Source organism: Bdellovibrio sp. SKB1291214 (assembly GCF_002209355.2).
Taxonomy (GTDB): domain Bacteria; phylum Bdellovibrionota; class Bdellovibrionia; order Bdellovibrionales; family Bdellovibrionaceae; genus Bdellovibrio.
In genome coordinates this window covers 3,036,378-3,060,687 of sequence record NZ_CP106855.1, presented here as the reverse complement: position 1 = coordinate 3,060,687, position 24,310 = coordinate 3,036,378, and the positions used below count along the sequence as shown (strand labels likewise).

The following is a 24,310-nucleotide window of genomic DNA, read 5'->3' as shown; positions in this document are numbered from 1 at the left end:
AGACAATGAAAACAGTGGATGTTCTTATCGTCGATGACCGTCTGGATGGGCTGCTTGCTTTGCAAGCGGTCTTAAACCTGCCAGGCGTAAATTTGGTTCAAGCACAGTCCGGTCCGGAGGCCTTGGGTCTTTTAGAAAATCGTGAGTTTGCTGTGATCTTGTTGGATGTGCAAATGCCGGGAATGGATGGCTTTGAAACGGCTCGACATATTCGCCTGCATCCTAAACATCGTCAGACACCCATCATTTTTGTGACGGCAATCAATAAGGACGATCAATACATTTATCGCGGTTACGAAGCTGGAGCGGTTGATTATATTTTTAAGCCGTTTGAGCCCGGAATCGTGCGCGCCAAGGTGAGCATTTTTGTCGAGTTGTTTTTAAAATCAAAACAGCTCGAAGAACAAGCCGAGTTGATTCGCGAAAGCGAATCGCGAGAGCGTTATTTGCGTTTGGCAGAACTAGAAGTCGAAAATCTTCGCCGTTACCGCAGTCTGGCTGATGCAATTCCTCATATTATTTGGCGAGCGAAATCTGACGGGACTTTGGATTATTTCAATAAAGGCTGGACTGATTATACAGGCCTTTCCATCGAGCAAAGCTTGGGAAGTGGATGGCAGAGTGTGGTCGTCGAGGATGACTTGCGGGATTTTTTAAAAACCTGGATGATGGCCATGCAAGATGGTCGCTCTTTTGAAACGGAAGTTCGCCTGATCAATAAAGAGGGCGAGGAACGATGGTTTTGGATTCGCGCCGCCTCTGAAACAAACTTCACAGGTCAAGTGGTGGCATGGATTGGTACTTGTACGGATATTCATGATCGCAAAAACATCGAGATGAAATTAATCGAGGCAGAAAAACAAGCCAACGCTGCCAGTGTTTCAAAAACAAACTTCTTGGCAAATATGAGTCATGAAATCCGCACTCCCATGAATGCGATTTTGGGATTCACAGAACTGATGCTTGATGAAGATCAGACTGTCGAGGAGCGCAACCAATGGATTCATACCGTTCAACGAAACGGCGACCAGCTTTTGAAAATCATAGATGAAATCTTGGATATTTCAAAAGTTGAATCTGGTCGCCTGCAAATTGAAAAAGTCGACGTCGATGTAGAAAGTGTTCTGGAGGACATTCGTTCTTTGCTAAGACTGCAAGCCTTGGATAAGGGCTTGGATTTTAGAATTGATCTGGATTCCAGCATTCCGAAGATGATTTCATCGGATCAAACCCGTCTTCGTCAGATTTTATTAAACTTAATTGGCAATGCTATTAAGTTTACCAGCCACGGGCACGTCCATGTGGATGTCGAATGGGTGGCGCGCAACAACGCCGATCAGCACAGTAAGATTCGCTTTTATATCAGCGATTCTGGCGTCGGTATTAATCCGGCTCACGCTAATCATCTGTTCCAGCCCTTTATGCAGGAGGACAGTGCAACCACCCGCAACTTTGGTGGTACGGGATTGGGTTTGGCACTTTCCAGACAGCTTGCCAGAGCCATGGGCGGAGATGTGACTTTGGTAGATAGTGTGCCAGGTCAAGGCAGTACGTTCCTGGTAGAGGTGAACGCAGATCCTGTCGAGGGAACTCACTTTATTGAAGCCTTGAACTTTCATGTGCCTTCAAATGAACGAGATTTGAACCATAAGGGCACTAAAAAATTAGAGGGAATGAAAATCCTGCTGGTTGAGGATGTTCAGGACAATAAAGCCCTGATTTCACATTTTCTGGGTGCTGTTGGTGCTGAAGTGGATTTTGCTGATAACGGCCGTGAAGGAGTCGAGGCTGCCTTAAACAAAGAATATGATGCTGTCTTGATGGATATACAAATGCCCATTATGGATGGTTATGAAGCCACGCGAAGATTGCGTGCGCAGGGTTACGAGACGCCGATCATTGCGCTCACAGCCCATGCACTTAAGGAGGAGACAGTGAAAAGTATGAACGCGGGTTGTACACATCACTTGGCAAAGCCAGTGAATTTTAATCAGTTAATTGAAGTATTGACTGGTATCTTCCGGGACAAAAAACACCGGGAGGATCATTGTGCCATTTGATGACTCTGGTGATATTTCGGCAGAGCTCAAAAGCTTTATCCGACGTCAAATACACTCGATCACATTGTTAGATGTACTTTTCCATTTAAAGAAACATGACCTGAGAGGTTGGACTCCTGAAGAGATCAGTTTGGAAATGCGCTCAAATCCAGGCTTCGCTCGTTCTCAGTTAGAGGACCTAGTAAGCATTGGTGTGGTTGCGCGCGAAGCAAATCGCTATCGTTACCGCTCGAGCGAACACAGTCCTTTGATCGATAAATTGGAAGTTTTGTATCATTCGCGTCGCTCGATGCTGACGAATTATATTTACTCGCAACCCATTGACAGCATCCGCGATTTTGCGAATGCATTTAAGATCAAAAAGGATTGAATGTGGCGTTTTGTGTTTATTTGCTTTGTTCTGTAACGAGCTTCGGTTGCGCCCTGTTTTTGGGAAAGGCCTATTTTAGAAACAAAACGAGGCTGCTGTTTTGGAGCAGTATCTGTTTCATCGGAGTGGCCTTGAATAATATTTTGCTCTCGGTGGATTTTATGCTGGGCCCTGAATACGATTTGTCGATGGTTCGCGCTTGGATCATTTTAGTCGGTATGGTTGCGATGGTTTATGGTTTGATCTGGGATACGGTGTAACATGGGTTCTGAAGTTTTAAAGCAGTTTATCTATGGGGCTGTGATGATGGCATCGTTGACGTCAGGAATATTCTTTTTGAGATTTTGGCGTAAAACCTATGATCGATTCTTTGCGATGTTCGCTTGCGCATTTTTTATGTTGGCGGCAGAACGATGGTTTTTTATTTTCCTGCCTAATTCAGACGAAGAAAACTCGTGGATATTTTCTATGAGGCTATTGGCGTTTCTGTTAATTATTATTGCCGTGATTGATAAAAATCGCAGCAACTAGGGCTGTGTCAGGTCGTCTTTTTAGAGAGGGGGAACCCTTAGTAAGCAGGGGTTCCCGAAGGACGAATCAGATTTAATAAAAATGTCCTGTTACGCAGGTACATTTTGTTATCTTCAAAAGGATAAAAGTAAGCAGGATTTCTGCTGATAACCACAAGGCCCGCCAGCTGCTCAAGGCTGAGTTCGTTTAAACTCTTTTTAAAATAGTATACACTGGCGTTTTGAAATCCATTTAACTCGCGGTCTTCCACTTTTCCAAACGGAAAGCGATTGATCACTTGCTCCAGGATTTCATTGTATCCATATTTCACATGCAGGCGAAAAAACGTCATGTGGTCTTCATATTCTTTTATAAAACTTCCTTGAGTCGCCGTCGGCATCAAAATTTTGATCAGTTCCCAGGTAAGATTGCAGTCAGGATGCAGAGACGGTGTGTCTGAAAAAGTCTTCTCAAGCCCCGACCATTCATTGCACATAGCAGATTGAGGATACTCGACTTCGTTGAATATTTTAATCAATGCCGGGGGCAACTGCGCATATGCCACATAAGGATGGGGTTTAAACACCATTGCTCGGTCCACACTTTTGCCCACGCGAACATATTCAGAAAGACCGAAAAGTCCCAAGGCCCCCAAGACAAGCAGGGAACCGAAAAAAAAGAATGTCAGGGTGAAGGTGATTGATCTCATACTGCCGATACGCTCCGGATATATGGGAGAAGCATAGCAAAGCATAGGGGAAATAGAAACACCTCACTGCCATTGGTCGAGATGAAAACCGAACGGCAGGAGGAAATAAACTGTTAGAGGAGCTAAGGTTAGAATCCTACGTTCAGGATAGGAGAGATTTTGAACGGTCCCGAGTTATTAAAGTTAGCCAGACCGATCTGGATACCGTGTAGGTTATCAGCAATGTTTACGAGTCCTAACTGAATGCCATAAACCACACGGGCTCTGTTGTAAACGCCAAGCTGTAACCCGTAAATCGAAGCGGCAGGGTTGATGTTTGCCATCGCAAGCTGCAAACCATAGATACTGCTTTCAGCGACGTTATAGTTCATAGCCAGCGCTGCTTGAACACCGACGACCGAAGTTTTTTGTTGATTGTAATTTCCGAAACCAGCGAGTTGTAAACCGATTACACGAGTTGTTCCGTAAGTCGCGTTGAAAATACCAGATACAGCGACTCCGACAAAATCCTGATCCGTGATGTTACCCAGCACGCCAAAATCAAAACCATACATATCACGTTGATGTCCATAGAGGAGACTTGCACGCAGACCTGTCACAGAAAAATCCTGTGGAGGGAATTGCACCGGAGGCACGATATTGACTGACAGGGGAGTGAACGCCGCAAAGCTAGCAGATGTTGTTAGAAGAACGGATAAAAATATTGTGGCTATGATATTTCTTTTCATAGCTCATTCTTGAACATCAACGGCCCTCGCCGCAAACAATCGAGTCAAGATCAAGACTTTGGTAGCCCTTTATTGCCATTACTCATGGAACCCAATGGAGCAAATGAAGTCATCTATTTGGATTTTAAAAGGACAGCACTTTGTTGTTTAATCCAACTATTAAACGACAAAACATTTGTATACGTCGTCGTTGTAGAACAACCCAAAAGACTGCGGCTCACAATTCCCCACACGTAATAATCATTGCCCATTTTCAGATAAGCGGGTCCACCAGAATCGCCTGAGCATGGACCATGCTGGTTATCATGACGGACGATCACTTCATGAGTGTTTGGAAGATTTTCGATAACAACTGATGTGGATTTTAAGATGGCGGGACCATCCATTTCTTCAGCGAAGCAATGCTTGCTGTTGTCTTTAGCATCGATTTCGCAGACCACTAAACCCATGTCTTCAAGCTCTTTAAGATTTTCAGTGTCTTTGACGTCAACTTCGACGACGTTGTCAGTTTCCACTCCATAGCCTGCTATCAATGTTTCACTGCCAGGTATTAGCAGTTTCATGTTTGGCAAAATTTTGGCAGGCAAATAACCTTTAGGTGTTGTGCCATTAAATTTCATCAAACCGATGTCGTTCAATGAAGGTGCGGGACTCTCTGCAAGAATCGTTTGGTTAAAATCAGGATGGGCCACAGCTTTAGAAACTCGACGAGTCAGAGGGGATTTTTTTAACATGTCAGAATTTTTTAGCAAGGATTCCATGTCGGGGGAAAACACGATGAACAGCTCGCTCAAATCTTCCACCACGCAATGAGCGGCAGTGAGAATGAGATTGTTCTCCAGAAGTACGCCGGTGCAAACCATGGTCGATTGGGCGTCGAAAATACCAACTGTGCTTCTGGCTAAGAACGAATCTTTTTTAACGATGGCACCACCGATGATGGATGGATTGCCTTTCGCAGTCAGCCCTCGCTTTTCAGATTGAGAACATGCGACAGAAGTCAGCAAAACAGCGAGCGCCAAAATTCCATAAAGCTTCATAAGAAACGTCCTTCAATAAAGTCCGTATTTTAGCCTGTAATCAGAGGTTTACCAGCCCCACATAAAGTTTTCTAAGGCCGGCTCAATTTTGTCGAAAATCTCTACAAGCATCTCACTTATGGTCTTGATCCAGGAGGAAAAAGTCCCGTTAAAACTGCTAGTTAGAGTGGGATTAGACAGGAATAGGACAAAGCATTTGCCCTGGCCTCTATAGCAGTTCGAAAATCGGGTATTGAGGGGAGATACCTATGAAAAAGCTGATTTCCGGTCTCTTTGCAGTCCTAATTTTGGGGAGCCTGGGCAGGGCGCAGGAAGAGGGGCCTTACTTTGAGAACACCATCGTGCCTCGCAAGGGACGTTTGTTTGCGATTGATTTTGATGCGGGTTCTCGCACCGTGCGGGTGTCGGTGGTAGGGAAAACCATGAAGGGAATCAGCTCCTCAAGATATTCCGTCACCGCTGAAACGACAGACGCCAAAGGGCTTGCTCGCCAGTTGGATTTGGTTTCCACCGCAAGCGGATATCAGTTTAAAGAACAGCTGGCTCCCAAGAAAGATGTAAAAATCAAGGTTCATGACAAAGAAACCAGAGAGTCAGAACTTTTTTTGTTAAAGCCTTAATCGAGAATAAAAAAAAGGCGGCTTCTGGGCCGCCTTTTTTTCGACTGATCTGCAGTCGGTTCCTTATTTAACGCCGAAAGATTTCGCCGTGTCTTTGATCCACGTCGCGTAGTGCAGGATGTTCATATAGATGATGTCATTGTTGCAGCCGATGCCACTGCGGCTCGTAACACCCCAAAGTTGGAACTCTTCGCCAACTTGGATGTAAGCAGGGCCCCCGGAATCGCCAGAGCAGGCTGCTTTGCCACCTCTTTGGTCCAAAATCACTTCGCCGTCATTTGGGCTGTATTTAACTTTGACTGTCACGGCTTTTAAAATTGCGGGGCCACTTAGCTCCTCGCGGATGCATGAAGTGGCTTTGCGAGCGTCGTCGCTGTCGCAGAAGACCTCACCGTTGTTAATCATTTGTTGAAGGTTTTTTGTCTTTTTAGGGTCCACGACTATCACTTCATCAGAATCAACGCCGTAGCCTGCTAGAATTGTCAAAGCACCCGTTTTCAACGCGGTGGCATCTGTTAAAACTTTTGCAGTTTTATAGCCCTCTGGAGTTTGGCCATCGTACATCATCAAGCCAACGTCGTTTCCTGGAATTGCGGAATTCTCTTCGCCTTGGTTGAAATCGCTATGAGCTTTCATCGCAACAACACGACGAACCTTCGGAGAGTTTTTGAAATTATTGCCTAGATTTAGGATCGCTTCCATATCAGGAGCAAAAACAATGTAAGCGCCAGATGGATTTTTTCCGATGCAATGGGCAGCCGTTAAAACCAAATTGTTAGGCAAAAGTGAACCCGTGCAAGTGAAGCCTTCGTTGTCGTCATAAATACCGACCACGCTTTGAGCTAGGGCCGTGCCCTCTTTAACCAATTGGCCGCCGATAATGGCACCTGTGTTTTTATTAGAAACAGTGTTCGTACTGACGGAAGATCCGCAACCGATAGTGATAAAAGAAGCTGCCAAAATCAAAGCGCTTAGTAATTTCAACTCAATGTCCTCGCAATAAAAAAGTGTGGGGGTCCTTTTATAGAACCCCCACACTTTTGCAAGAAAATTAAACACTGGTAATAATTTTTTTTAAGCTCGCGGAATCCTTAGGCTTCGGTATCCAAGGCCGGGAAGGCTTTCACCAAATCATCAAGCGCTTTCATCTGCGCCAAGAACGGCTCGGCTTTCGCTAGTGGAAGGGCGGAGGGGCCGTCACATTTTGCATTCTTAGGATCTGGATGTGCCTCGATGAAAAGACCCGCAAGGCCCACCGCCAGACCTGCGCGAGAAAGCTCGGCAACTTGCCCACGGCGACCGCTGGAAGCGGCTCCCATAGGATCACGGAACTGAAGAGCGTGAGTCGCATCCAAGATCACTGGTGAGCCTTTAGAAACTTTCTTCATGATATTGAAGCCCAATGTATCCACAACCAAGTTGTCGTAACCAAAACAAGAACCACGCTCACACAAGATCACCTTGTCATTGCCACACTCTTCGATTTTTTCGACGATGTTGCCCATTTGGCTTGGAGAAAGGAATTGGGGCTTTTTAACGTTGATAATAGCACCTGTGCGGGCCATGTCCTCAACCAAATCCGTTTGACGAGCAAGAAACGCTGGCAGCTGAATGACGTCAGCCACTTCAGCTACGATTTTCGCCTGACCCACTTCGTGAACGTCAGTGATGACTTTCACCCCGAAGGTTTTTTTAAGTTCAGCAAAGATTTTCAAGCCTTCTTCCATCCCTGGGCCACGGTAGGAGTGGATCGACGAGCGGTTTGCTTTGTCGAATGATGATTTAAAAACATACGGGATTTTAAGTTTGTCAGTGATTTTTACGAAGTGCTCGCAAACTTGCATCGCAAGGTCACGGCTTTCAAGCACGTTCATACCCGCGAAAAGAACGAATGGTTTGTTGTTTGCGACTTCGATATTGCCTATTTTAACGACTTTGTTTTGCATGTCAGGGCCTTCTGGATGTGATTTGCCCCGAAGTCTAACACCACATGGGAAAACGGGGCAAATCTCTATACGGGCCGATTTTGCAAGGCGTCTTTAAAAGATGGGGGAGCACAGCTCTCCGTTGTCCTTAAACTCTTTGCGGAAAATCCAGCTGTTGAACAGTCGGCACCTTTTGTCAACTTCCGGGGATTTGAGGGCAAGATCAGGATTCACATACTGAGCCAAATTAAAGTAGGTGACGACGTTGTCTTGTGAGTCATTGCCTACCCATCCTGGCGGATTTCGGGCCACCAGGACGTCCATATACGGCTGATCAAGAGTGTTCGAAGGTGCTAGGGAATTCTGCGGAGCCGTGTTAACTGCCGGAAATCGTAAAGCTTCAAAAAATTGGGAGTAACTTACTGTATCCGTCTGCATAAGGTTCGCAGCTGCTTCTGGGTGTTTATGTAAGCTCAGAGCTCGGTCTCCCTTGCTGCAGACTAAGCTATAAAAATTAAACTGCAGATAAAACATGTCACAGTGTTTGAAGAGATCCTGTGAGGTCTGTAACTGAATATTGATGTTCTCAAGACTAAGCTCGCCATCTAACCATTGCGCGAAAATACCATCTTCTTCCAAAGACTCATAAACGGCTTCAATTGCTTCTCGGCTCCAAAGTTTTGCAGCGGCAAAATAAACCGGAGAGGGAACGTTGTTTATAATCAAGTCGTAACGGCGATTCTGCGTGCGTAGGAATGTTAAGCCGTCAGCTTCTGTGAATTTCACGTTCGGAGATCTAACTTTTTTAGCGACCAAAGGCATGAAATCCAAGACCTTTAGCATCGTGGGATCTAAATCTATGACATCCACGTGTTTGAATGTATCTGCCGAGCCCATGACTGTGGCGCCAGTCCCTAAGCCGATCACCAAAGCATTGTTGAATTTATTCACGTAAGAAAGGGGAGTCAGACCCATGAATGTATCTGTGGGAGAATAGGATTTTCCGGAATACAGATTGATCGAATGGTGACCATTCATAATCATAAATTTGTGACTATGATCGAGCTCGACGAAATTCACTTCGCTTGAGTTGTGTTTAAAAACTCTATTATCGGTGACGCTTTGGCTGTCTTTATACCAGCGGGCAAAACTTCGGTGAGAGTAACTGCCAAGCGCCCATGAAAAATCAGTGACAAGAAAATAAGTCAAAGTGCATAGGACCATAACGGTGGCGGAAGTCATCACTCTAAATTTCATCGACCTGTTTGCAAAGACGAGGCAAAGAATGCCAAGCAATGCCCAAAGCTGAAATATTCCAGTCGCTTCGAATAAAAATGAAATAAACAATAAGATGCCTGTCGCATTTCCGCAGCTATTTATTGCAAGGTAAGTTCCCACGGGGATCTTATCATTTTCTTTTTTAACCAGGGGTAACAGACTGCCGAAGAAAAATCCTGTTGGCAGAATCAAGCCCACGCAAAAAAGGGCTCTTTGTACAAACGTAGCCAGAGAAGTGTTGGGCCACGGCACAAAGTCCATCAGTGCTGACCAAAATACCGGCCACGAAAGACTCCAAACAAGCAGCGCTAAGGTTAAAACACCAGAGTTCTGTTTAAATCTTGTCCAGGGAAGCCATTTGTAACCATTTTTTCCACGAAACCACAGACTTGATAGTGACCAACTTAAAATCAAAGCTGCCAAGTAAAGAGAGTAGTGGAATGCAAGTGGAGCTAAGACATTTTGAATCTGGCGATAAAGAATTGATTGAATGATACCGCTGAAAACAGAAAATATAAATAGAGGTATCATGACCGAGGAGGATTCTGTCAGATCTTTCTTGAAAGATGTACGGGGCAGATTCAATTGTTTTGCACGTGAATGTTTCATCCAATACATCGCCCAGAACCACTCCATAACACCAAGGAATAGCAAGATTTTGTTAATTCCTAGGACGTGCAAAAAGCCAAGCTCCATGAAAATTAAACCAGCGACGACCAATAGGTGAAAGTAAAAATAGATTTTGTTAAAGGCGGAAACCTCGTCCTGTCCGCGTTGACGTTGTTCTTCAAAATACAATGGCAAAAGAACGGAGGAAACGAAGGAGATCGCAAAAAATAAAATGAATCCCAAGACAAGACTCATCAGCGGATAGGCCAAAAGTTCAGAGCTTGACTGATCGAAACTGATCAGAAGCAAGATGAGTGCAAACAAAACCCCATGGCTTTTTGCGAGATTTAGTTTTAAACGGAGACTCCAATAGGAGCCCAAAGCTGTTCCCAAGTATGCAACCGCAATTAGAAACAATTGAATAAAGAATAGGCTGCCGAAAACCTGCGTCAAGATTCGCGAAATAAGAATTTGGTAGAGCAACACAGGAACGCCGAACCAGATCAAATATAGAAACTCTATTTTTGGACTACGCAATTTTGTCATGTTTCCTATCCATCCAATCCGGAAGTGCAAAGAGATACAGCACGACTAGTAAGTGCAAAAAGTAGCGGTACCCGAAAATTTCTTCGATACCGACGTGGAATCCCACTAGACCCACCAGCCACAGTCTTCGAAGTCCACGGGAACCAAAAAGTAAAAACGATCCGCATTCCAATATTAAAATTCCAGCCTGCAGAACACGAGCGACATCCACGTTGTGTAGAATAAGTCGGCGCAGAACGGATCGCTCATTTCCTGTGTAATGCACGAATATCTGAAGGCTTGTTCCGTTAATCCAAGCTAAGCCCGAATAAAATACTTTTTCCCAGCCTGCCAGAAAGTAAAATGAAATCACAATGCCCGCGGCGACCTGGAAAAAATAATGCTGTACGAGGCGATACTCACGTGCGGCCAGGAGTATCATCAATAAACAGAAGACTGATTGTCGATGATCTCCGAAGGGCTCATTCTGCAAATAAAGAGATGTGGACAACACGAACAGAATAACGGAAAGAATCGATGTGACCTTGGGAAAAAAGTTAAATAACCACAACCCGACACCGACGATTCCCGCAACTGTCACTGCTTGAAATAAAGGGTATGAGCTCATGATATTTTCCGGAAGCCACCCCGCGAGGGAAACGACTTGAATCTGTCCTTCCGTGCGCCATGGAATGAACAATTGATCAAACAGAAGTGCGATCACTGATGCCAGGGTCAGCGCTTTGAAACCTGCAAGATACTTTTCACTTACTGGCCATTTCATTGCTGGCCTCGGTGATTGCAGACAGATTGAATGACATTGTTATCAGATGTGAGTTCTTGATTCACCAACGCGAAGCTTGTGAAAGACCGTGCACCAAAAGACTTGTCAGGAAGTGTTGCCCATGTTGTGCGAGTCAAGCACAGAACTGGATACTGCGAAGTTAATCCTGCTTTTTCTGATTTGAAGTGATTTTGAAGTTCCGAGAAGCTCAAGCTCTGGCCCCATTTATAGACTGTCGTAGGTAGGCGACCCACCAAGTACGTGGGATCACCATCGTAGGTATTCTGTAAATTGAGTTCGGAAGGCGAAACCACCACACCTTCCGGCGTGGTGATAATATAGGTATCATAAAATTTTGGCGCATCTGCGAACAGAGGATATCTTTGCACCGGAAAAACGGGATGCACAAAAAAGCAGATGAAAAAAAGAAGTGCGCAAGAAAAAATAATAATGAGTTCGGCTCTTTTAGTCATTGCACATTTCCATAGAAATAAGGCTAGACCATTGATAGCATCTTTGACAAGTAAACAAGGAGGAGATTCTGAAAACAAAAATATTCAGACTGGGTATGATTGCCATGTTCCTAACTGGCTTTTCGGGACTTCTTTATCAAGTACTTTGGATTCGTCTTTTTTCTTCCTTATTGGGTGGAACAACGCTTTCGATTTCCTGTGTGATCGCTCATTTTATGTTGGGCCTGGGGTTAGGGACGGCAGCAGCTCCGCGCTTTTTGCAACGCGATTCTAAAAAACAACTGCCTCTATATTCTATCTGTGAAATAGCGATTGTATTAGTGATCGGCTTAGGGGCCATCTTCCTCTTCGGCGCCCACCAGCAACTGGCGCAAATTTTAAAAGACAGCCCTCTGCCAAAACTTTTAAGTCATTTCATTATGTCTGGCGTATTTATTTTCCCGGCGACCTTTTTGATGGGGCTTTCTTATCCTTTCATGAGTTACAAGTTCTCATCATCAAAAGAGCATCAGTGGCTTTACGCTGCCAACTGCTTAGGCGGCGCGCTGGGCGCTCTTTGCTCTTATGTGGTCCTGATCTACAATTTTGGGCTTTCCGGAGCGCTCATCTGTGGATTTATTCTTAATCTGTTGGCTGCGGCACTATTTTACAAAGAAAAATATGTTTTCACGTCTAAAGCTGAGGCATCAGGAGAGGACCGTCAGTCTTCGACCTCTGTAGAAGCGCTTTCCCCTGGAAAAATTAAAGTTTGGGCGATGTGTTTAAGTGGTTTAAGCGGATTCTTTGTTTTAAGTCTTGAGCAAATTTGGTTTCGACTGGGTCACCTCTTTTTAGGTGGACGTGTTTACGTCCATTCTGTTGTCCTTTCTGTTTTGCTTTTAACGTTAGCAATTGGGGCATTTTTAAGCCCTCGTCTGTCAAAACTGGCGACTGATAAACAATTGGCCGCGGTTTTATTTATTTTACGTATGACGGGTTTTTGTGCTGCGATAGGATTTATTTTGCTTCCTTCTGCGGTAGCCATTGGTGTGGATCTAAGTCATCCCTATGCCAAGTCGATGAGACTCATTTACTGGGGCGTTTTGCTTTTCATAGCGATTTTGCCAGGACTGCTATTGGGGCTTTGCTTCCCTTTATCACTGAAAGTCATTCAAACTGGAATGAGTACACAGCTGCAGAAAACGCGCAGCCTTTCATATTCTGTTTACATCAATACGTTTGCCTCTGTTTTAGGAAGTATGCTAACGACTTATTTGCTGTTTTCATGGTTGGGTACGGTTGGAAGTCTTAAGCTTCTTTATGTGTCTTTGCTTGTATTGGGTGTTGTTGGTTCGGCTTTGTTTTTACGAGGTGCCTCACGTATTTCTTCAGTTGTGGTTTCCTGTTTGTTGATCCTCTTTATAGGAACGCGATCCATGAGTTTAAACCCCGCGGGATCGGCCCTGTTTGAGGCTGAAGATGAGTTTGGATACTTGAATGTAATTCCTTTAAAATCTAATGAACAGCAAGGCGTCGCCGCGGATCGATGGGCGATGTTTCATAACTACACCTCGCTGGTGGCTCCTTACGGATTCGGAGAAACGTCCACTGTACAAAAAAGCTTGGCATTATTTCCAACGGCATTTGCTAAAAACTTGGACGAAGTCCTTGTGGTGGGGATGGGATACGGTCTTACAACAGAGGCCTTCAGCCGCATCCCTCAAATTAAACAGATTACCAGTGTTGATATCCTTCCTCTGGTTATGAAGGCGCAAAGCGAACTGCGCTTCAAAGACAATTCCTATTTAAACGATCCACGCGTAAAAAATGTCGCCGATGACGGAAGAAGCTTTATCGGTCTATCTAATAAAAAATGGGATATCATTACTGTGAACGTCGATCCATATGGCCCTGGAACGACGTATTTGATGTCTAAAGAATTTTATAAAATGGTACAGGAGCACTTAAAACCTGGTGGAATTTATGCTCAGCTGATGTTTGGTGCCCCTCGCGATTTGACAGCGCTAGTTCATACGGCTGTCTCGTCATTTCCTTATTATCGCGTTATGCCCGGATACTCCAGTGACGGCGTGATTTTTGTTGGTAGCAAAAATCCGTTGCCCGAGTGGTCCGAGATTTCCCTGGAAGTTGTAAAGCCTCTTTTGCCGACGGTGACTTGGAGGGGGGCGATGTTAGCTTCCTCAGATGATTTCAGTCGCGCTGAAGGTCTCGCGAAAGCTTGGGTGGACTATGTGCGTGCTGAGTCACCTCGTCCACCCATGTTTGTAACCGATGATAATCTACTTGTAGAGACTAGTCGTACAAATGCGACGGACTTGTTTTTGACTTATCCAAAGGACTACTAAAAACAAGAGACAGGGGTTTGGAGTTTTGCATAGTCCGCAAATAGATAATACTTACGTTGATAAGTTTGTCGGATAATGTTGCGAATAGAGGTCGCTTCCAGGACAGACTTATCGAGCGTGTTCATTTCTCCATCGGGATAAATGGGGATGTTGCGTTGGATATCATTGCACTCTAAATTAAACACTATTTTGCTTTGTAAGTTTTCTTTATAGAACTTTAAATCCAACTCTGTTAAAAATTCCTCCCAGGAGCCTTGGCTCAGCGATCGTTCGGTATTGTAAGCCATCACGATTGGATAGTTCCCAGAGATAATATCGATGTGCTTAAAATGGGCCTGCAGTGGAGCTAAGAAATTCGCTAGCTGTTCCCAAGATTGCACAGTTGAGTCATCAAAATAGGTTTGATAAATACCTGTATCGCCCAGGCATCTGGCAGCAAGTTCTACGAATTCAGTCGTATATAGTTTAGCGGCATTGAAATTACCGGGATATGTGGCGGTGTTGACTATTAGATCATAGGTGTGCGCGGGACAGTTTTTTAAAAATGTCATTCCATCCGTCAGGTGAATGGCGATGTTCTTTCTGTTCGCAAGATCGTTATTATATTCTTTAAACAGTTTTAAATTATCTAAAACAGTCGGAGAGATCTCAATCAGGTCTGTATGTTCGCTGATGGCAGAAACTCCCCAGGAAGTTTGTCCAGTACCTACGCCAATCACCATTGATTTGTTTAATGTCGATGGAAAATATTTTCTTGGAAAAAGACCAATTAAGTTTTCGGTACCTCGTTCAAGATCGTGGGATCGGTGTCCATCGATGATATAATGACGGCTCAGTTTTCCATTTGGAGTAAATGGATCTTCTAAAACAGCAATTGTCGAGAAGGCTTCGGAATAAACTTGCGCATGGATCGGATTTTCGCGGTTTTTCTTTTCAAATCGATTTTTGAAAAGGTTGTCAGTGGGATTTTGTTGAAAAGCTATTAAAGCGAGTAAGGCGAGAAGACCGAAGCCCCATGAACTTTCAGAGTATCTTTTGTTAAAATATGTGAGGGTTACGATGCCCGCAATCAGCAGGGCCAGCGCCGACGCGAAATAGAGATTACTCCACAAAAGGGGAGCCATCAAAGCAGCAGCGGTCATTCCAAGAATATTTCCCAGGCATGCCAGTGCATTCAAATATCCACTGGATTGGTCGATGGCAATGCTATGTGCTAATTCTTGAGTGCTTTTAATAAACACTAAACTGGAAATCAAAACGGGTAAGGTGAGGGAGAGGGCTAGGACAGATGACCAGATAAAATAGTTGGGAAGTTCTCCAGTGAACTGGTCCGTTACAAATGAGGGCCAGGTTGCAAAAGCAATCTGCGTGATTAGAATGATAAAACCCCAAGCGAAATACAAGATGGATCGTGAAATTTGATGTAGGTATTTTTCGCTAAGTCCAGCAACTGTCATCCAGAAAAAAACTGCAGCCGATATAAGGGTGGCATGAAGGCGAAAGGCTTCCGTTAAAAAAATCTGCGTTTTAAGAGCCCAAAATATTTGGTACGAGCTAAGCAATGAAATTAAAAAAACCGAGAATGGAATTTCGACGATACCGCGCTTAAATAATGTTCTCCAAACTCCGCGAGGACTTTGAGAGATTTGAAAGATATCATGCTTTAACAAAAAGCCTAAAATAAGTCCCAACGAAATCTGTCCTAATGCGAGGGTAAGTGTTGCATATTTCACAGACAGCCCTTGGGTAAAGTAAACCTCAAATGCTAACAGTCCCAGGATTGCGCCGCCATGGTAAAGCCCATAGATAAAATTAAATCGTATGCGACGAAGGTAATAGCTGTACAGGGGAAGTTGAACACCGAGAGAGACGGCGGGAACGAGTAATCCAATGACCACTAAGAACTGGGGTGGCTGGATTTTATAAAATTCAGTAGAGAGTAAGAAAAACAGAGCTAAATTATAAAAGCCCGTCAGAATCTCAACCCAAGGTAAAAGACGGCGCACTTTAAAGCCAATCAGACTTCCAAGGGCTGTACCGAATATAAAGGTCAAAGTGACAAGAAGGAAGGTGATATAAAGATCGCCCAAGGTCATTGAGACGATCTTTTGATAAAGCACCTGTGAGGATAAGTTAAGAAGCCCTGAAGCCAGGGCCACCAAGCTTAAAACCATTATTTACCGTTATACGACGAAGAAGAACAAGTCACTGAACCCTTAACACATGATTGTGAGCCAGTAGCACTGCTTCGGTATAAGCTATTCCCGTTTGCGCACGCATAGTAATATACAGTTTTGTACGAAAAGGAATTCTTAGAGTGCTGTGTTTCAGTGGTTCTTGTGCACGTCGGAGTCGCAGAACAACCCGTGCATTGTAGGTTGCTGGAGTTTCCACCCGCAGCTGCAGCTGCAGCCGCAGCTGCCTCCGCTGCCGCTTTTTCTGCCGCTGCTTTTTCAGCTGCAATTCTTGCTTCTTCTGCTTTGCGTTTTTCTTCAGCAATTCTTGCTGCTTCTGCAGCCTCAGCTGCTTTACGTTTTTCTTCGGCTATTCTTATCGCTTCCTGTTCAGCACGATACTCAGCCATCGTTTTGCCTTTGCAGTTGGAATTCAGAATGAAAACCGATCCATTTTTACATTGAACCGTGATGTTTCCGCTAGTAACAACAAAACCATCGTCGTTATATAAAGGGGGATGAGCCTTAGTACAATCCAAGTTCTGAGTTTTAAGATGTCCTAATGCTTGAATAGGATAACGAGAAGTCTCAGTATCACCGGGACGATCATAGTGCATTGGTAACACAAGGAAAGCATCACGACAGTCTGCCGTGCCATCCCCATACTTTACCTTTTCGGAGGTGATTTCAACTTTCGTTTCAGGCACCGTTGCTACCGGCTTATCCTTTTTGAAACGCTTTTCCCAGCGATCATTCGAATCCCGGCCTTCGTCATTCGTGCCAGAAAAGCCGGTTTCGGAAATCACGGCTATTATAAATAGAAGCAAAACGCCTGTTGTCCATCTGATTTGAGTTTGCTTTTTCATGGATTCCTCCCATCAAAAAATGCTATCTCAATTAAGGTACAATTTTAAGAAAAATATCCCAAACGCGCCCTTTCTTGACCTCACCTGATTTTAATTTATAGGTGAATTCTCCAGGGCCTATCAACTTCGCAAATGGACCGGCAGATTGTGTTGTCCCATCATAAGTTAAAGAGATGGATGTCACGCCCATTTGTTCCATGGTTTTTAGTTCATCTTTACTGCTTTTTCCATCATGGTTTTTGTCTTTCCATAAAAGCAGGAGTTTAAAAATCGAATCTTTTTCATCAATAACACCATCACCATTGTTGTCATATGCGGCCAGGTTTTTAAATCCATCCTGATAGTTGTTGATGTCACCAAAAAGCTCAGCACCATCATCAACTTTTCCATTTTTATTTTTATCGACTGCCAAGAAGTAAATATCTTCTTTGAAGGAGGGCCAAGAAATTTTGTGTTTACTTCTAAACAATGGGAAGTGTGATGTTTTATCTACCTTCGGAAGATCATCTCCGTCGAATTTAAAAGCCAACGGAGAAAAGTAGCCTCCGCAAAATCTGTTTTCCCCAGGGAAGGACGCTAGCATAACAATCGACTTTCCATTTTCAGAGGCATACCAGTTGTTCGCGGCCGTTACGGGGCCTGTGTACGCCATAAATTCGGTATTGGCGGGAAGCACTGCTGGAACCTCTTGTCGGAAGCTTATGTTGGTTAAAAATTCAGTTTTTACTGCCAGCTCTGTTAGTTTCGCGAAGTCAGTTCCAGTGGCTAAGACGTCAACAGGAATTGTCCTTGACTCGGTCAGCTTGATACGAATCAAGTTACCGCGCAGGCGCGCCGTTAATGTTTCTTTCGTCGCTGGAATCAGAACTCGGGTTTGACTGGTAAGGTCTTCTTCTGTTGAAGCCGCAGAGTTCATTGTTGCCCTTGCAGGGAATTTGACTTCGAAAGTTTTCGTTCCCGTGCTTGTTAGGTATGTGATTTTAGCGAAAATATCAGAGGATTCTGCAATAGGGTTTGGAACGGCACGCAAATTGGTACCGAAACAATTCACATAGATATCCAATATGGCTGTGGACGAGTTGGATCCGTTTGTAAGTAATTGCGAGTCCAAGGCCACGTCATTTAAATTAGGTCCCGTGAAGGGAATCACACTTGTCGACGATACTTTCGGATTTGCCTTGGCTTTAACTTCTTGAGCCACAGCCGGTGCGCTAGCCAACAGAGATGTTAAAACAAAGTTTGTTAGAGGGAATGATTTCATCGTTCCACCTCCATGCTAATAATTGGCAAGGAAATCGAAGAACGCTTAAAGACAACGTTTTTTATTTCTTCGATCAATTTAGTTTTGTCTTTATATTTACCTTGTGTGAATTCCTGTAACCACAGTTCGTTCTTTTGAGTTGTGGAATTGGTGCGGAATTCAAAACGAACCATTTTCACTGGTTCGACTTTGACGAAGGGAGCGGCCCCACCGATCGCAGGGAGGACTCTGAAAAAGTTATCAACACTTGTGTAGGAAGCTGTTGGCACTAAGGGATTCGAGTTATAGAATTGTATGCCCACTTCCGAAGAATTTGCTGGTAACAGATCACCGGAGGCCACTTTTCCTAAAAAAGATGGGAAGCGGGGAGGTGTTAAAATGCTCACCGTATTGTTTTTTGCATCTATAGCCCGAAGATAAGTGGGACAACTTAACATAAAGTAAGTCCCGTCGGCCCAACGTGTTTGAAATACCTTAGTCATTGTTCCCTTAGCCGACTGGGTTCCACCCGGGCCTTGGAGGTTTGGAATAGAGTTCAGTCCTTCGTACCTGATTGTACCGCTGGCAATTTGGTCTGAAGGTGTTGAAGTGACTGTATAAGCATACATAGGATCATAAATGAGAGAGTCAAAATCTGCTTCTTCGGACTGAATCAAATAGAAGTATTTGCTGTCAGTGGGGCTAAGAGTAATTGTTCGGTCTGCACGAATAGTGGACCTAGTTAGAACAGCATGAGGTACATCAGGGTAGTAATCATAAAAGTTCTGCTTGTTTTGCCGAGTAGCGTCTCCATCATCAAGGGCATACAGTTTGTTAAAACTGACCGATGATTTTTTAAGAATATTCACCGCCGCGATATTCAGGGTGGAAAGCTCGCTTTCGCCTTCTGAATTTGCAGTGATTTTTTTCATTTCATTAGTGAAGTCGAATAGGAAGGAGGCATTGCCTATAGCAACAATGCCAATCATTCCCAATACCACCAAAAGTTCAGTAACGGTTACACCCCGTCGGTTGCTAACAAAGGAAGACGATGGCTTTATTTGACGGTGATGTAGTAGGTGTACTTTTTCCACTGATCCTCCTTCCACTTCATGGCCGAATTATTTTGAGCTGCCGTCGCAACCTTCAAATCAACTTGATATAGGTTTTTTACAAATAGACTTGGGATGATAACGTAGCCGAAATAGGCCTGGCATCCTTTAGTTGCGCAATCTGATCGTGGAATCATTTCGCCCTTTGAAAGCCCCCATGGCAGTGCATCTGCTTTCAAAACTGCCTCTTCTTTGGAGATGCTTTGATTGAATGACACTTGGTACAAAGATAAATTAAACCGAATGCTTTCAACAATGGCTTGCACGTTATCATTGGCGACTCGTGAGAGCTTCAATTGAAAACTCACTCGCGCTAAATAGGAAATATAAGAGTAAGTCGAGTAGCTTACGATTGCCGTAATCACTGTCGCTGCTAAAATTTCGACCATGGTGTAACCGCGGTTATTTCGTAAGTTCATACTACAACCCCTTCCCGCGGCTAATTTCTTTGATCAAGAAACGAGTCGTTTTCTTTTTACATTTAATTGCAGTTGAACCTTTGATGTCTTGAAGACCACAGTCAGGGTCAACAGTTGACCATTTGAACGGATCCGCTGTTCTTAAGCTAACCGGATTACAATTCCAATGAATATAACGATCGTTTATGCCAATATTAGACTGCCAAAGCGGGGCCGCAGCGGAACCACAGGCGACTGTTTCTTTTGTAGCTTTACCTTTTCCAAGAATTCCAGCATTAATCAATTCTTGTGTTGCTTGTGGATGATAAATTGTACTCCAACGAATCCCTTTTTCGTAAGCGCTCTGATGAATGGCGACCTGCTTGGTAATCACGGTACCTATGATTCTTAATGGACGTTGTCTCTGGCGAATTTCGAATTTTTCACACGCAACCATTCCTGCCCATATATCTATATTCGGACCAATTGAACATGTATTCACTAACGAATCGATATGGAACGTATTATCAAGGGGATTATCGTAAAGGATCGTCGAATTTCTATAACCTGGAATTGGATCCAGGTTAAACTCCGTATCAAAGCTCCAAGAGTTTCGAGCTTGTGTCGAAAAATCTGTATCCCATTTTGCAGCAGGGAAGGATGCGAAATCTGGATTTGGATCTGATGGAGAAGGTGTGGCAAAACACTTTTGATCGAAATCTGACCAATTTGTATCAGATACACCGTGTCTCTTTTTGTAAGTGTCATCTGAGGACGGCCAAGCATAGTTTTCCTGATCATCTGCTAAACCAGAATTATTAGCCCATATCGTCGGGACACTGAAAGTGTTGCCTTGACTGGAATCAAGAACCAAAGCGCTACCAGACAAATTAAATGTCAGACCGTTCACTTTCTTTGGATATTTTGCCGTCGATTTACGTAAGTTCACACCGGCATTGTAGCCGTAGTCATAGGCTTCAAACACAAACTTAACTGAAGGATAGGTCAGGACGTTTCCATTTTCTGCGATGTAAGGTCCAAGGTTCAGAGAATTAAAAGTTATATCCAAATTAACTTGGTTGTATTGCACGCGACTGCCGATTTCATTTGGTGTCGCTTGGAAAACAATGGAGCCACCGCCGGAGTTTCCGGTCGGATAGACGGTCGTCGTTCCGGTTCTGTAAACGTAAAATTCTGAAGAATAAGAACCACGGGTCGGCGTACCCGGCGCCTGCAGGCCATTGTAATAGGCCTGAACTTTCATCACAGGTTGACCCGCGACATTCGATGGGACCGCAGCGGGACCAGTTATATTTGGAACCGTGGTCGTGGTCTTATAACCATCGATATCTTGCTCGACAAAATTGTCGGTATTTCCCAAGTTCAGTTGCACGGATACTTTATTTGATTCTTTTTTAACAGGTCTGATCCAGAGCTGAGCGTCGTCCGTGATAGATAGTTGATAGGATGCCATCAAACGATCGCGGCACTGCGCAAGAGCGTCGTAGCCTGAATCACCTGTAACTCCAAGATTAAATAAATACTTTAAACCTTTATCTGGAGCGGGATCGATCTCAAAGCCATTCATCAGCCCTGCAAAGTTCGGCATTTCGTAATTGTACATGTAGCCTTTACCGCCCGCGGTTTTCACCATGTACTTATTTTCGTCTTGCATGCCATCCATTCTGACGACGCCAGCTAAAAAGATTTTATCGACGAATGTAACGTTGTTCATCGGAGTTGTGAAAGAGCTATTTGGGAGACGAAGATCCCCATTGATAAAGACCGGACTTTCAAAACGCAGACCGCTTCCAGCTGGTACATCAATATTTGGGAAATTAACATCGCCTTTTTGCGGATTATCGCTTCCGGAAGCGAGACTCAGATTGTTTGGAAGGATCAGTCCGAAATAACTGAGTTCGCGTGGATATATGATGTTTCGAGAAACCAAAGTCTGATCAAATTCTGTATTGGATTTATGTTGTAGAAAGATTGTAATCTTTATGGGAACTTCGCGACCCCTAACCGCGGAGATCGCCGAAGAGTCGCGTTCAATTGTAAATTTCAGCGTTGAGTAATCTCCAGCCAAAGGAGACACGATAGAATACAGCGGATGAGATGGCGGCAACGAACTCAAAATAATAGTTGTTCCCATAGAAGAGAGGCGTGTTGCTGTAATCGGAGTTGCAGCTGGGGTGCCAGAGTTGCGGATAAATAATAGAGCCTCATCAGATAAACTCAAGCGGACAGTGTTTCTGTCGTGAGTTAACGAACAGTTTTGATCCTCAACCCAAGTCTCGGTTAAACACCAGCTCTGTTTAATAGCGTTTACCGTGTAAGCATAAAGACCGTCCATCACCACGCGACGGTCTGACTTGACCGCGGCTTTTTCCATAACCTTGGCTTGCGTTTCAATATAGCCGATCGAAGCAAAGAACATAATACTGATCACTATGCCTGCCAAAACAGACAAGAGCAGCACGGAGCCTCGTTGCGACTTTAACAATCGCTGATGAAACGTTCTTTGATGGTTCAAACAATCCCCTTTGTTCATTCTTAATATCGGCAGAAATGTTCCATTATGTGAGGGAAGTGGATTATAAAAAATTACTCACAAAGTCCCGGTATGAGACATAATATCGCGAAAGCTGATATATGGCAGTTGAGCATTGCTAAATCGTATACACTTACTCGCCCTGAGGTCGGTTCGTGGAACATAAATTTCCGGTAAGCTAAAGGGAATCCAACTAAAGGAGGTTGTTATGTCTCGCCATAATAAGGGTAAAGGATTCAGCCAAACGAGTAAGCGCTATGACGGAAATCTCAAGGAGCAAAGACGAGCTTCCCATAACAAGCAAATGGACCATTCATCGGATATCCATGGGGAAGAATCTTTGAATAGCGAAAATAGTTCTTCAGAGAAAAACCGCAGCCTGAACAAATAGGGAGCGGCGGTAATAAAAAAAAGCCTTAGCGTTTGCTAGGGCTTTTTTTATTCTTGGTAGATACTTTTTTAGAAGATTTGCCAGATTTTTTTACACTCGCACTCGTTCGACTTTTCTTTTTTGAAGCTGATTTCACCTTAGACTTCTTTGACTTTTTAGCGGATCGTTCCGGTCCATACTTCTTTTTAGCCTCTTTGCGAATCGCTGCATTTTCCTGAATGTAGGGCAGCATCCCCTGATAACCCGTGACTGGCTCAGCAGGTTTTTCAGGGGCAGCAGGAGCTGAAATAGTTTCTGTTGGAAGGGTGATTGGTGCTTGTTCCTCAGCAAAGCCGGTGCTTGAAAAAAGACTCGTCATCGAAATAATCAAGCTGATCGTCACGTGTTGTTTTATGTTCATGAACACAGACTATCGCGAAAATGCCCTAAGCTCAACTATTTCCAAACAGCTAATTCCTCCCATGCGCTGCGATTTTCAATTTGGCTATAATCATACACATCAATATGTGGAACAGTTTTTGAGATCACCTGCAGGCTCTCTTGAAATTCATTTAAGTTTGGAGTGACAGAGCTGTGTTGACCGTGCCACGTTGAGATCTCGATGTGAATAATGACGTCACTTCGTCGAGCGACGAGTTTATCAAAGTCCTGTGATGCGGGGAGAGTCCAAGCTGGAGTGAAGACATCAGTCCCATATTCAGCGCGCCACTGTTGCCATAGAAATTCTCCAACAACGAAATCTATTTTTTGCAGATCTTTAAGACTTAAGATTTCGTTCAAATCAAATCCCACAACGTCGCGCATTTTTTCTGAGGTAAAAAGTCCGCCGTCTTCTTGGGCGGGCCACGTTTGGACGACACCGGATTTGATATTTCCGGCATGACTGATCTCAGACATCATACCTAGAAGTTCGGTGATGCCTTGGGCGCGAATTTTCTTCCAGTCATCATCACCCAGACTGCCATTCGGAAAACGAGAGAAAAAAGCACTGTTCGCGGCCGGGTTATAATCAGCCTCTCCGCGCCAATAGCAGTCCACGGTGGGTTCCACAGCTTCAATTGCATACAGATTTGGAAAGCGTTGAACGATATCTTTTAAAAAGCCATTTAACCATTGACGGTATTCGGGGTGCCAAGCGGATAAAAGATATGTTTTATCCATCGGTTTATAATCTTCTCCGGAAATCTTTTTCGAACGCCAATCGGGACGAGCGGTCCATACAGATTTATAATCGGTCAAAGAAATCACGGCGATGACGTTAAAGTTTTTAGAAAGTGCCAACTGGTAAAGTTCGTTAAAAATATTCTTTTCACCAAAATGGGTTTCGACTTCGGTCAGGGGATAATCTGTTGGATAAAAAGCTCCGTGATTCGAAGCATATGCATATACGAAGAGGGTATTGACGTGAGCATCCTCCGCCCGGGAGATCACTTTTTGAGCAATCTCTGCAGCAGTTAGTGTCGGATAAAGTTCATAGAAATAAGAGGGATCAACTCGCAACCCTCTGATGGGATTTTGCGCAAAACTGATTGAAGAAAATAAAAAGAGTAACAGAAGTGAGATCCATCTCGTCATCGTGAGCTCCTAAAAGGCTCATGT

General features: G+C 44.1%; 23 protein-coding genes. 7 read left to right on the top strand and 16 right to left on the bottom strand.

Annotated elements, in window-relative coordinates:
* Window positions 1–5: 5 nt before the first annotated feature.
* Genes B9G69_RS15130 through B9G69_RS15115 form a run of 4 tightly spaced genes read left to right on the top strand, consistent with a single transcriptional unit; the run spans window position 6 to window position 2,961 of the window.
* The gene (locus B9G69_RS15130) at window positions 6–2,060 is read left to right on the top strand and encodes a response regulator (RefSeq protein WP_088614403.1); all 2,055 of its coding nucleotides are present in this window, start codon (window positions 6–8) and stop codon (window positions 2,058–2,060) included.
* A complete protein-coding gene (locus B9G69_RS15125) occupies window positions 2,050–2,430 on the top strand; it encodes a hypothetical protein (RefSeq protein ID WP_088614404.1) in 381 nt (126 codons plus the stop codon). Before B9G69_RS15130 ends, B9G69_RS15125 begins: the two co-directional genes overlap by 11 nt.
* 2 nt (window positions 2,431–2,432) lie before the next feature.
* Window positions 2,433–2,690 (top strand): DUF5985 family protein, encoded by a 258-nt coding sequence (locus tag B9G69_RS15120; protein WP_254916749.1) that lies wholly within the window; start codon window positions 2,433–2,435, stop codon window positions 2,688–2,690.
* A 1-nt stretch (window position 2,691) separates the two neighbouring features.
* The gene (locus B9G69_RS15115; RefSeq protein ID WP_088614405.1) at window positions 2,692–2,961 is read left to right on the top strand and encodes a DUF5985 family protein; all 270 of its coding nucleotides are present in this window, start codon (window positions 2,692–2,694) and stop codon (window positions 2,959–2,961) included.
* A gap of 37 nt (window positions 2,962–2,998) precedes the next feature.
* On the opposite strand, the gene B9G69_RS15110 is transcribed toward B9G69_RS15115, so the two are convergent.
* From B9G69_RS15110 to B9G69_RS15100, 3 genes are all read right to left on the bottom strand, one after another.
* On the bottom strand, window positions 2,999–3,649 hold the full coding sequence (locus B9G69_RS15110) for a transglycosylase domain-containing protein (RefSeq protein ID WP_265437816.1): 651 nt from the start codon (window positions 3,647–3,649) through the stop codon (window positions 2,999–3,001).
* Between the two features lie 128 nt (window positions 3,650–3,777).
* Complete coding sequence (locus tag B9G69_RS15105) at window positions 3,778–4,377, bottom strand: LA_2272 family surface repeat-containing protein (protein ID WP_088614407.1); 600 nt, start codon at window positions 4,375–4,377, stop codon at window positions 3,778–3,780.
* A 113-nt stretch (window positions 4,378–4,490) separates the two neighbouring features.
* Window positions 4,491–5,417, bottom strand: a complete 927-nt coding sequence (locus B9G69_RS15100) for a S1 family peptidase (RefSeq protein ID WP_088614408.1) — start codon at window positions 5,415–5,417, stop codon at window positions 4,491–4,493.
* 248 nt (window positions 5,418–5,665) lie between these two features.
* Between B9G69_RS15100 and B9G69_RS15095 the strand changes: the two genes are divergently transcribed.
* Window positions 5,666–6,037, top strand: a complete 372-nt coding sequence (locus tag B9G69_RS15095) for a hypothetical protein (protein WP_088614409.1) — start codon at window positions 5,666–5,668, stop codon at window positions 6,035–6,037.
* Between the two features lie 63 nt (window positions 6,038–6,100).
* Here the strand turns inward: B9G69_RS15095 and B9G69_RS15090 are convergent, their stop codons facing one another.
* The 5 genes from B9G69_RS15090 to B9G69_RS15070 form a co-directional block, all read right to left on the bottom strand.
* Window positions 6,101–7,021: a S1 family peptidase gene (locus tag B9G69_RS15090; RefSeq protein ID WP_176400899.1), complete on the bottom strand. Its 921-nt coding sequence runs from the start codon at window positions 7,019–7,021 to the stop codon at window positions 6,101–6,103.
* Between the two features lie 107 nt (window positions 7,022–7,128).
* Window positions 7,129–7,983, bottom strand: coding sequence for a 3-deoxy-8-phosphooctulonate synthase (gene kdsA, locus B9G69_RS15085; protein WP_265437815.1), 855 nt, complete (start codon window positions 7,981–7,983; stop codon window positions 7,129–7,131).
* Window positions 7,984–8,076: 93 nt separating this feature from the next.
* A complete protein-coding gene (locus B9G69_RS15080; protein WP_088614412.1) occupies window positions 8,077–10,395 on the bottom strand; it encodes a hypothetical protein in 2,319 nt (772 codons plus the stop codon).
* The gene (locus tag B9G69_RS15075; protein ID WP_088614413.1) at window positions 10,379–11,158 is read right to left on the bottom strand and encodes a hypothetical protein; all 780 of its coding nucleotides are present in this window, start codon (window positions 11,156–11,158) and stop codon (window positions 10,379–10,381) included. The genes B9G69_RS15080 and B9G69_RS15075 overlap by 17 nt, the downstream gene beginning before the upstream one ends.
* Window positions 11,155–11,631 carry a hypothetical protein gene (locus B9G69_RS15070; protein ID WP_088614414.1) on the bottom strand — a complete coding sequence of 159 codons (477 nt, stop codon included), beginning with the start codon at window positions 11,629–11,631 and terminating at the stop codon, window positions 11,155–11,157. Before B9G69_RS15070 ends, B9G69_RS15075 begins: the two co-directional genes overlap by 4 nt.
* Before the next feature lie 104 nt (window positions 11,632–11,735).
* On the opposite strand from B9G69_RS15070, the gene B9G69_RS15065 reads away from it, so the two are divergent.
* A complete protein-coding gene (locus B9G69_RS15065) occupies window positions 11,736–13,976 on the top strand; it encodes a fused MFS/spermidine synthase (RefSeq protein ID WP_265437814.1) in 2,241 nt (746 codons plus the stop codon).
* On the opposite strand, the gene B9G69_RS15060 is transcribed toward B9G69_RS15065, so the two are convergent.
* The 6 genes from B9G69_RS15060 to B9G69_RS15035 are packed head-to-tail and all read right to left on the bottom strand — an operon-like array spanning window position 13,973 to window position 22,302.
* Complete coding sequence (locus tag B9G69_RS15060) at window positions 13,973–16,150, bottom strand: hypothetical protein (protein ID WP_088614416.1); 2,178 nt, start codon at window positions 16,148–16,150, stop codon at window positions 13,973–13,975. The two genes, B9G69_RS15065 and B9G69_RS15060, sit on opposite strands and share 4 nt — an antisense overlap.
* Window positions 16,150–17,016, bottom strand: a complete 867-nt coding sequence (locus B9G69_RS15055) for a hypothetical protein (protein WP_088614417.1) — start codon at window positions 17,014–17,016, stop codon at window positions 16,150–16,152. The genes B9G69_RS15060 and B9G69_RS15055 overlap by 1 nt, the downstream gene beginning before the upstream one ends.
* Window positions 17,017–17,047: 31 nt before the next feature.
* Window positions 17,048–18,277 carry a hypothetical protein gene (locus tag B9G69_RS15050; RefSeq protein ID WP_088614418.1) on the bottom strand — a complete coding sequence of 410 codons (1,230 nt, stop codon included), beginning with the start codon at window positions 18,275–18,277 and terminating at the stop codon, window positions 17,048–17,050.
* A complete protein-coding gene (locus B9G69_RS15045; protein ID WP_141096871.1) occupies window positions 18,274–19,350 on the bottom strand; it encodes a hypothetical protein in 1,077 nt (358 codons plus the stop codon). Before B9G69_RS15045 ends, B9G69_RS15050 begins: the two co-directional genes overlap by 4 nt.
* Window positions 19,314–19,787, bottom strand: coding sequence for a prepilin-type N-terminal cleavage/methylation domain-containing protein (locus tag B9G69_RS15040; RefSeq protein WP_088614420.1), 474 nt, complete (start codon window positions 19,785–19,787; stop codon window positions 19,314–19,316). Before B9G69_RS15040 ends, B9G69_RS15045 begins: the two co-directional genes overlap by 37 nt.
* 1 nt (window position 19,788) lies before the next feature.
* Complete coding sequence (locus B9G69_RS15035) at window positions 19,789–22,302, bottom strand: hypothetical protein (protein WP_176400900.1); 2,514 nt, start codon at window positions 22,300–22,302, stop codon at window positions 19,789–19,791.
* Between the two features lie 226 nt (window positions 22,303–22,528).
* On the opposite strand from B9G69_RS15035, the gene B9G69_RS15030 reads away from it, so the two are divergent.
* Window positions 22,529–22,711 carry a hypothetical protein gene (locus B9G69_RS15030; protein WP_088614422.1) on the top strand — a complete coding sequence of 61 codons (183 nt, stop codon included), beginning with the start codon at window positions 22,529–22,531 and terminating at the stop codon, window positions 22,709–22,711.
* A 25-nt stretch (window positions 22,712–22,736) separates the two neighbouring features.
* On the opposite strand, the gene B9G69_RS15025 is transcribed toward B9G69_RS15030, so the two are convergent.
* The gene (locus B9G69_RS15025; RefSeq protein WP_088614423.1) at window positions 22,737–23,111 is read right to left on the bottom strand and encodes a hypothetical protein; all 375 of its coding nucleotides are present in this window, start codon (window positions 23,109–23,111) and stop codon (window positions 22,737–22,739) included.
* 35 nt (window positions 23,112–23,146) lie between these two features.
* Window positions 23,147–24,286 (bottom strand): hypothetical protein, encoded by a 1,140-nt coding sequence (locus tag B9G69_RS15020; protein WP_088614424.1) that lies wholly within the window; start codon window positions 24,284–24,286, stop codon window positions 23,147–23,149.
* Window positions 24,287–24,310 lie beyond the last annotated feature (24 nt).

Coding starts and splice junctions, on each gene's coding strand:
- B9G69_RS15100 (WP_088614408.1), bottom strand. CDS start 5,417: ATGAAGCTTTATGGAATTTTGGCGCTCGCTGTTTTGCTGACTTCTGTC.
- B9G69_RS15050 (WP_088614418.1), bottom strand. CDS start 18,277: ATGAAATCATTCCCTCTAACAAACTTTGTTTTAACATCTCTGTTGGCT.
- B9G69_RS15040 (WP_088614420.1), bottom strand. CDS start 19,787: ATGAACTTACGAAATAACCGCGGTTACACCATGGTCGAAATTTTAGCA.
- kdsA (WP_265437815.1), bottom strand. CDS start 7,983: ATGCAAAACAAAGTCGTTAAAATAGGCAATATCGAAGTCGCAAACAAC.
- B9G69_RS15095 (WP_088614409.1), top strand. CDS start 5,666: ATGAAAAAGCTGATTTCCGGTCTCTTTGCAGTCCTAATTTTGGGGAGC.
- B9G69_RS15105 (WP_088614407.1), bottom strand. CDS start 4,377: ATGAAAAGAAATATCATAGCCACAATATTTTTATCCGTTCTTCTAACA.
- B9G69_RS15060 (WP_088614416.1), bottom strand. CDS start 16,150: ATGGTTTTAAGCTTGGTGGCCCTGGCTTCAGGGCTTCTTAACTTATCC.
- B9G69_RS15025 (WP_088614423.1), bottom strand. CDS start 23,111: ATGAACATAAAACAACACGTGACGATCAGCTTGATTATTTCGATGACG.
- B9G69_RS15080 (WP_088614412.1), bottom strand. CDS start 10,395: ATGACAAAATTGCGTAGTCCAAAAATAGAGTTTCTATATTTGATCTGG.
- B9G69_RS15030 (WP_088614422.1), top strand. CDS start 22,529: ATGTCTCGCCATAATAAGGGTAAAGGATTCAGCCAAACGAGTAAGCGC.
- B9G69_RS15075 (WP_088614413.1), bottom strand. CDS start 11,158: ATGAAATGGCCAGTAAGTGAAAAGTATCTTGCAGGTTTCAAAGCGCTG.
- B9G69_RS15055 (WP_088614417.1), bottom strand. CDS start 17,016: ATGAAAAAGCAAACTCAAATCAGATGGACAACAGGCGTTTTGCTTCTA.
- B9G69_RS15130 (WP_088614403.1), top strand. CDS start 6: ATGAAAACAGTGGATGTTCTTATCGTCGATGACCGTCTGGATGGGCTG.
- B9G69_RS15115 (WP_088614405.1), top strand. CDS start 2,692: ATGGGTTCTGAAGTTTTAAAGCAGTTTATCTATGGGGCTGTGATGATG.
- B9G69_RS15020 (WP_088614424.1), bottom strand. CDS start 24,286: ATGACGAGATGGATCTCACTTCTGTTACTCTTTTTATTTTCTTCAATC.
- B9G69_RS15070 (WP_088614414.1), bottom strand. CDS start 11,631: ATGACTAAAAGAGCCGAACTCATTATTATTTTTTCTTGCGCACTTCTT.
- B9G69_RS15110 (WP_265437816.1), bottom strand. CDS start 3,649: ATGAGATCAATCACCTTCACCCTGACATTCTTTTTTTTCGGTTCCCTG.
- B9G69_RS15065 (WP_265437814.1), top strand. CDS start 11,736: ATGTTCCTAACTGGCTTTTCGGGACTTCTTTATCAAGTACTTTGGATT.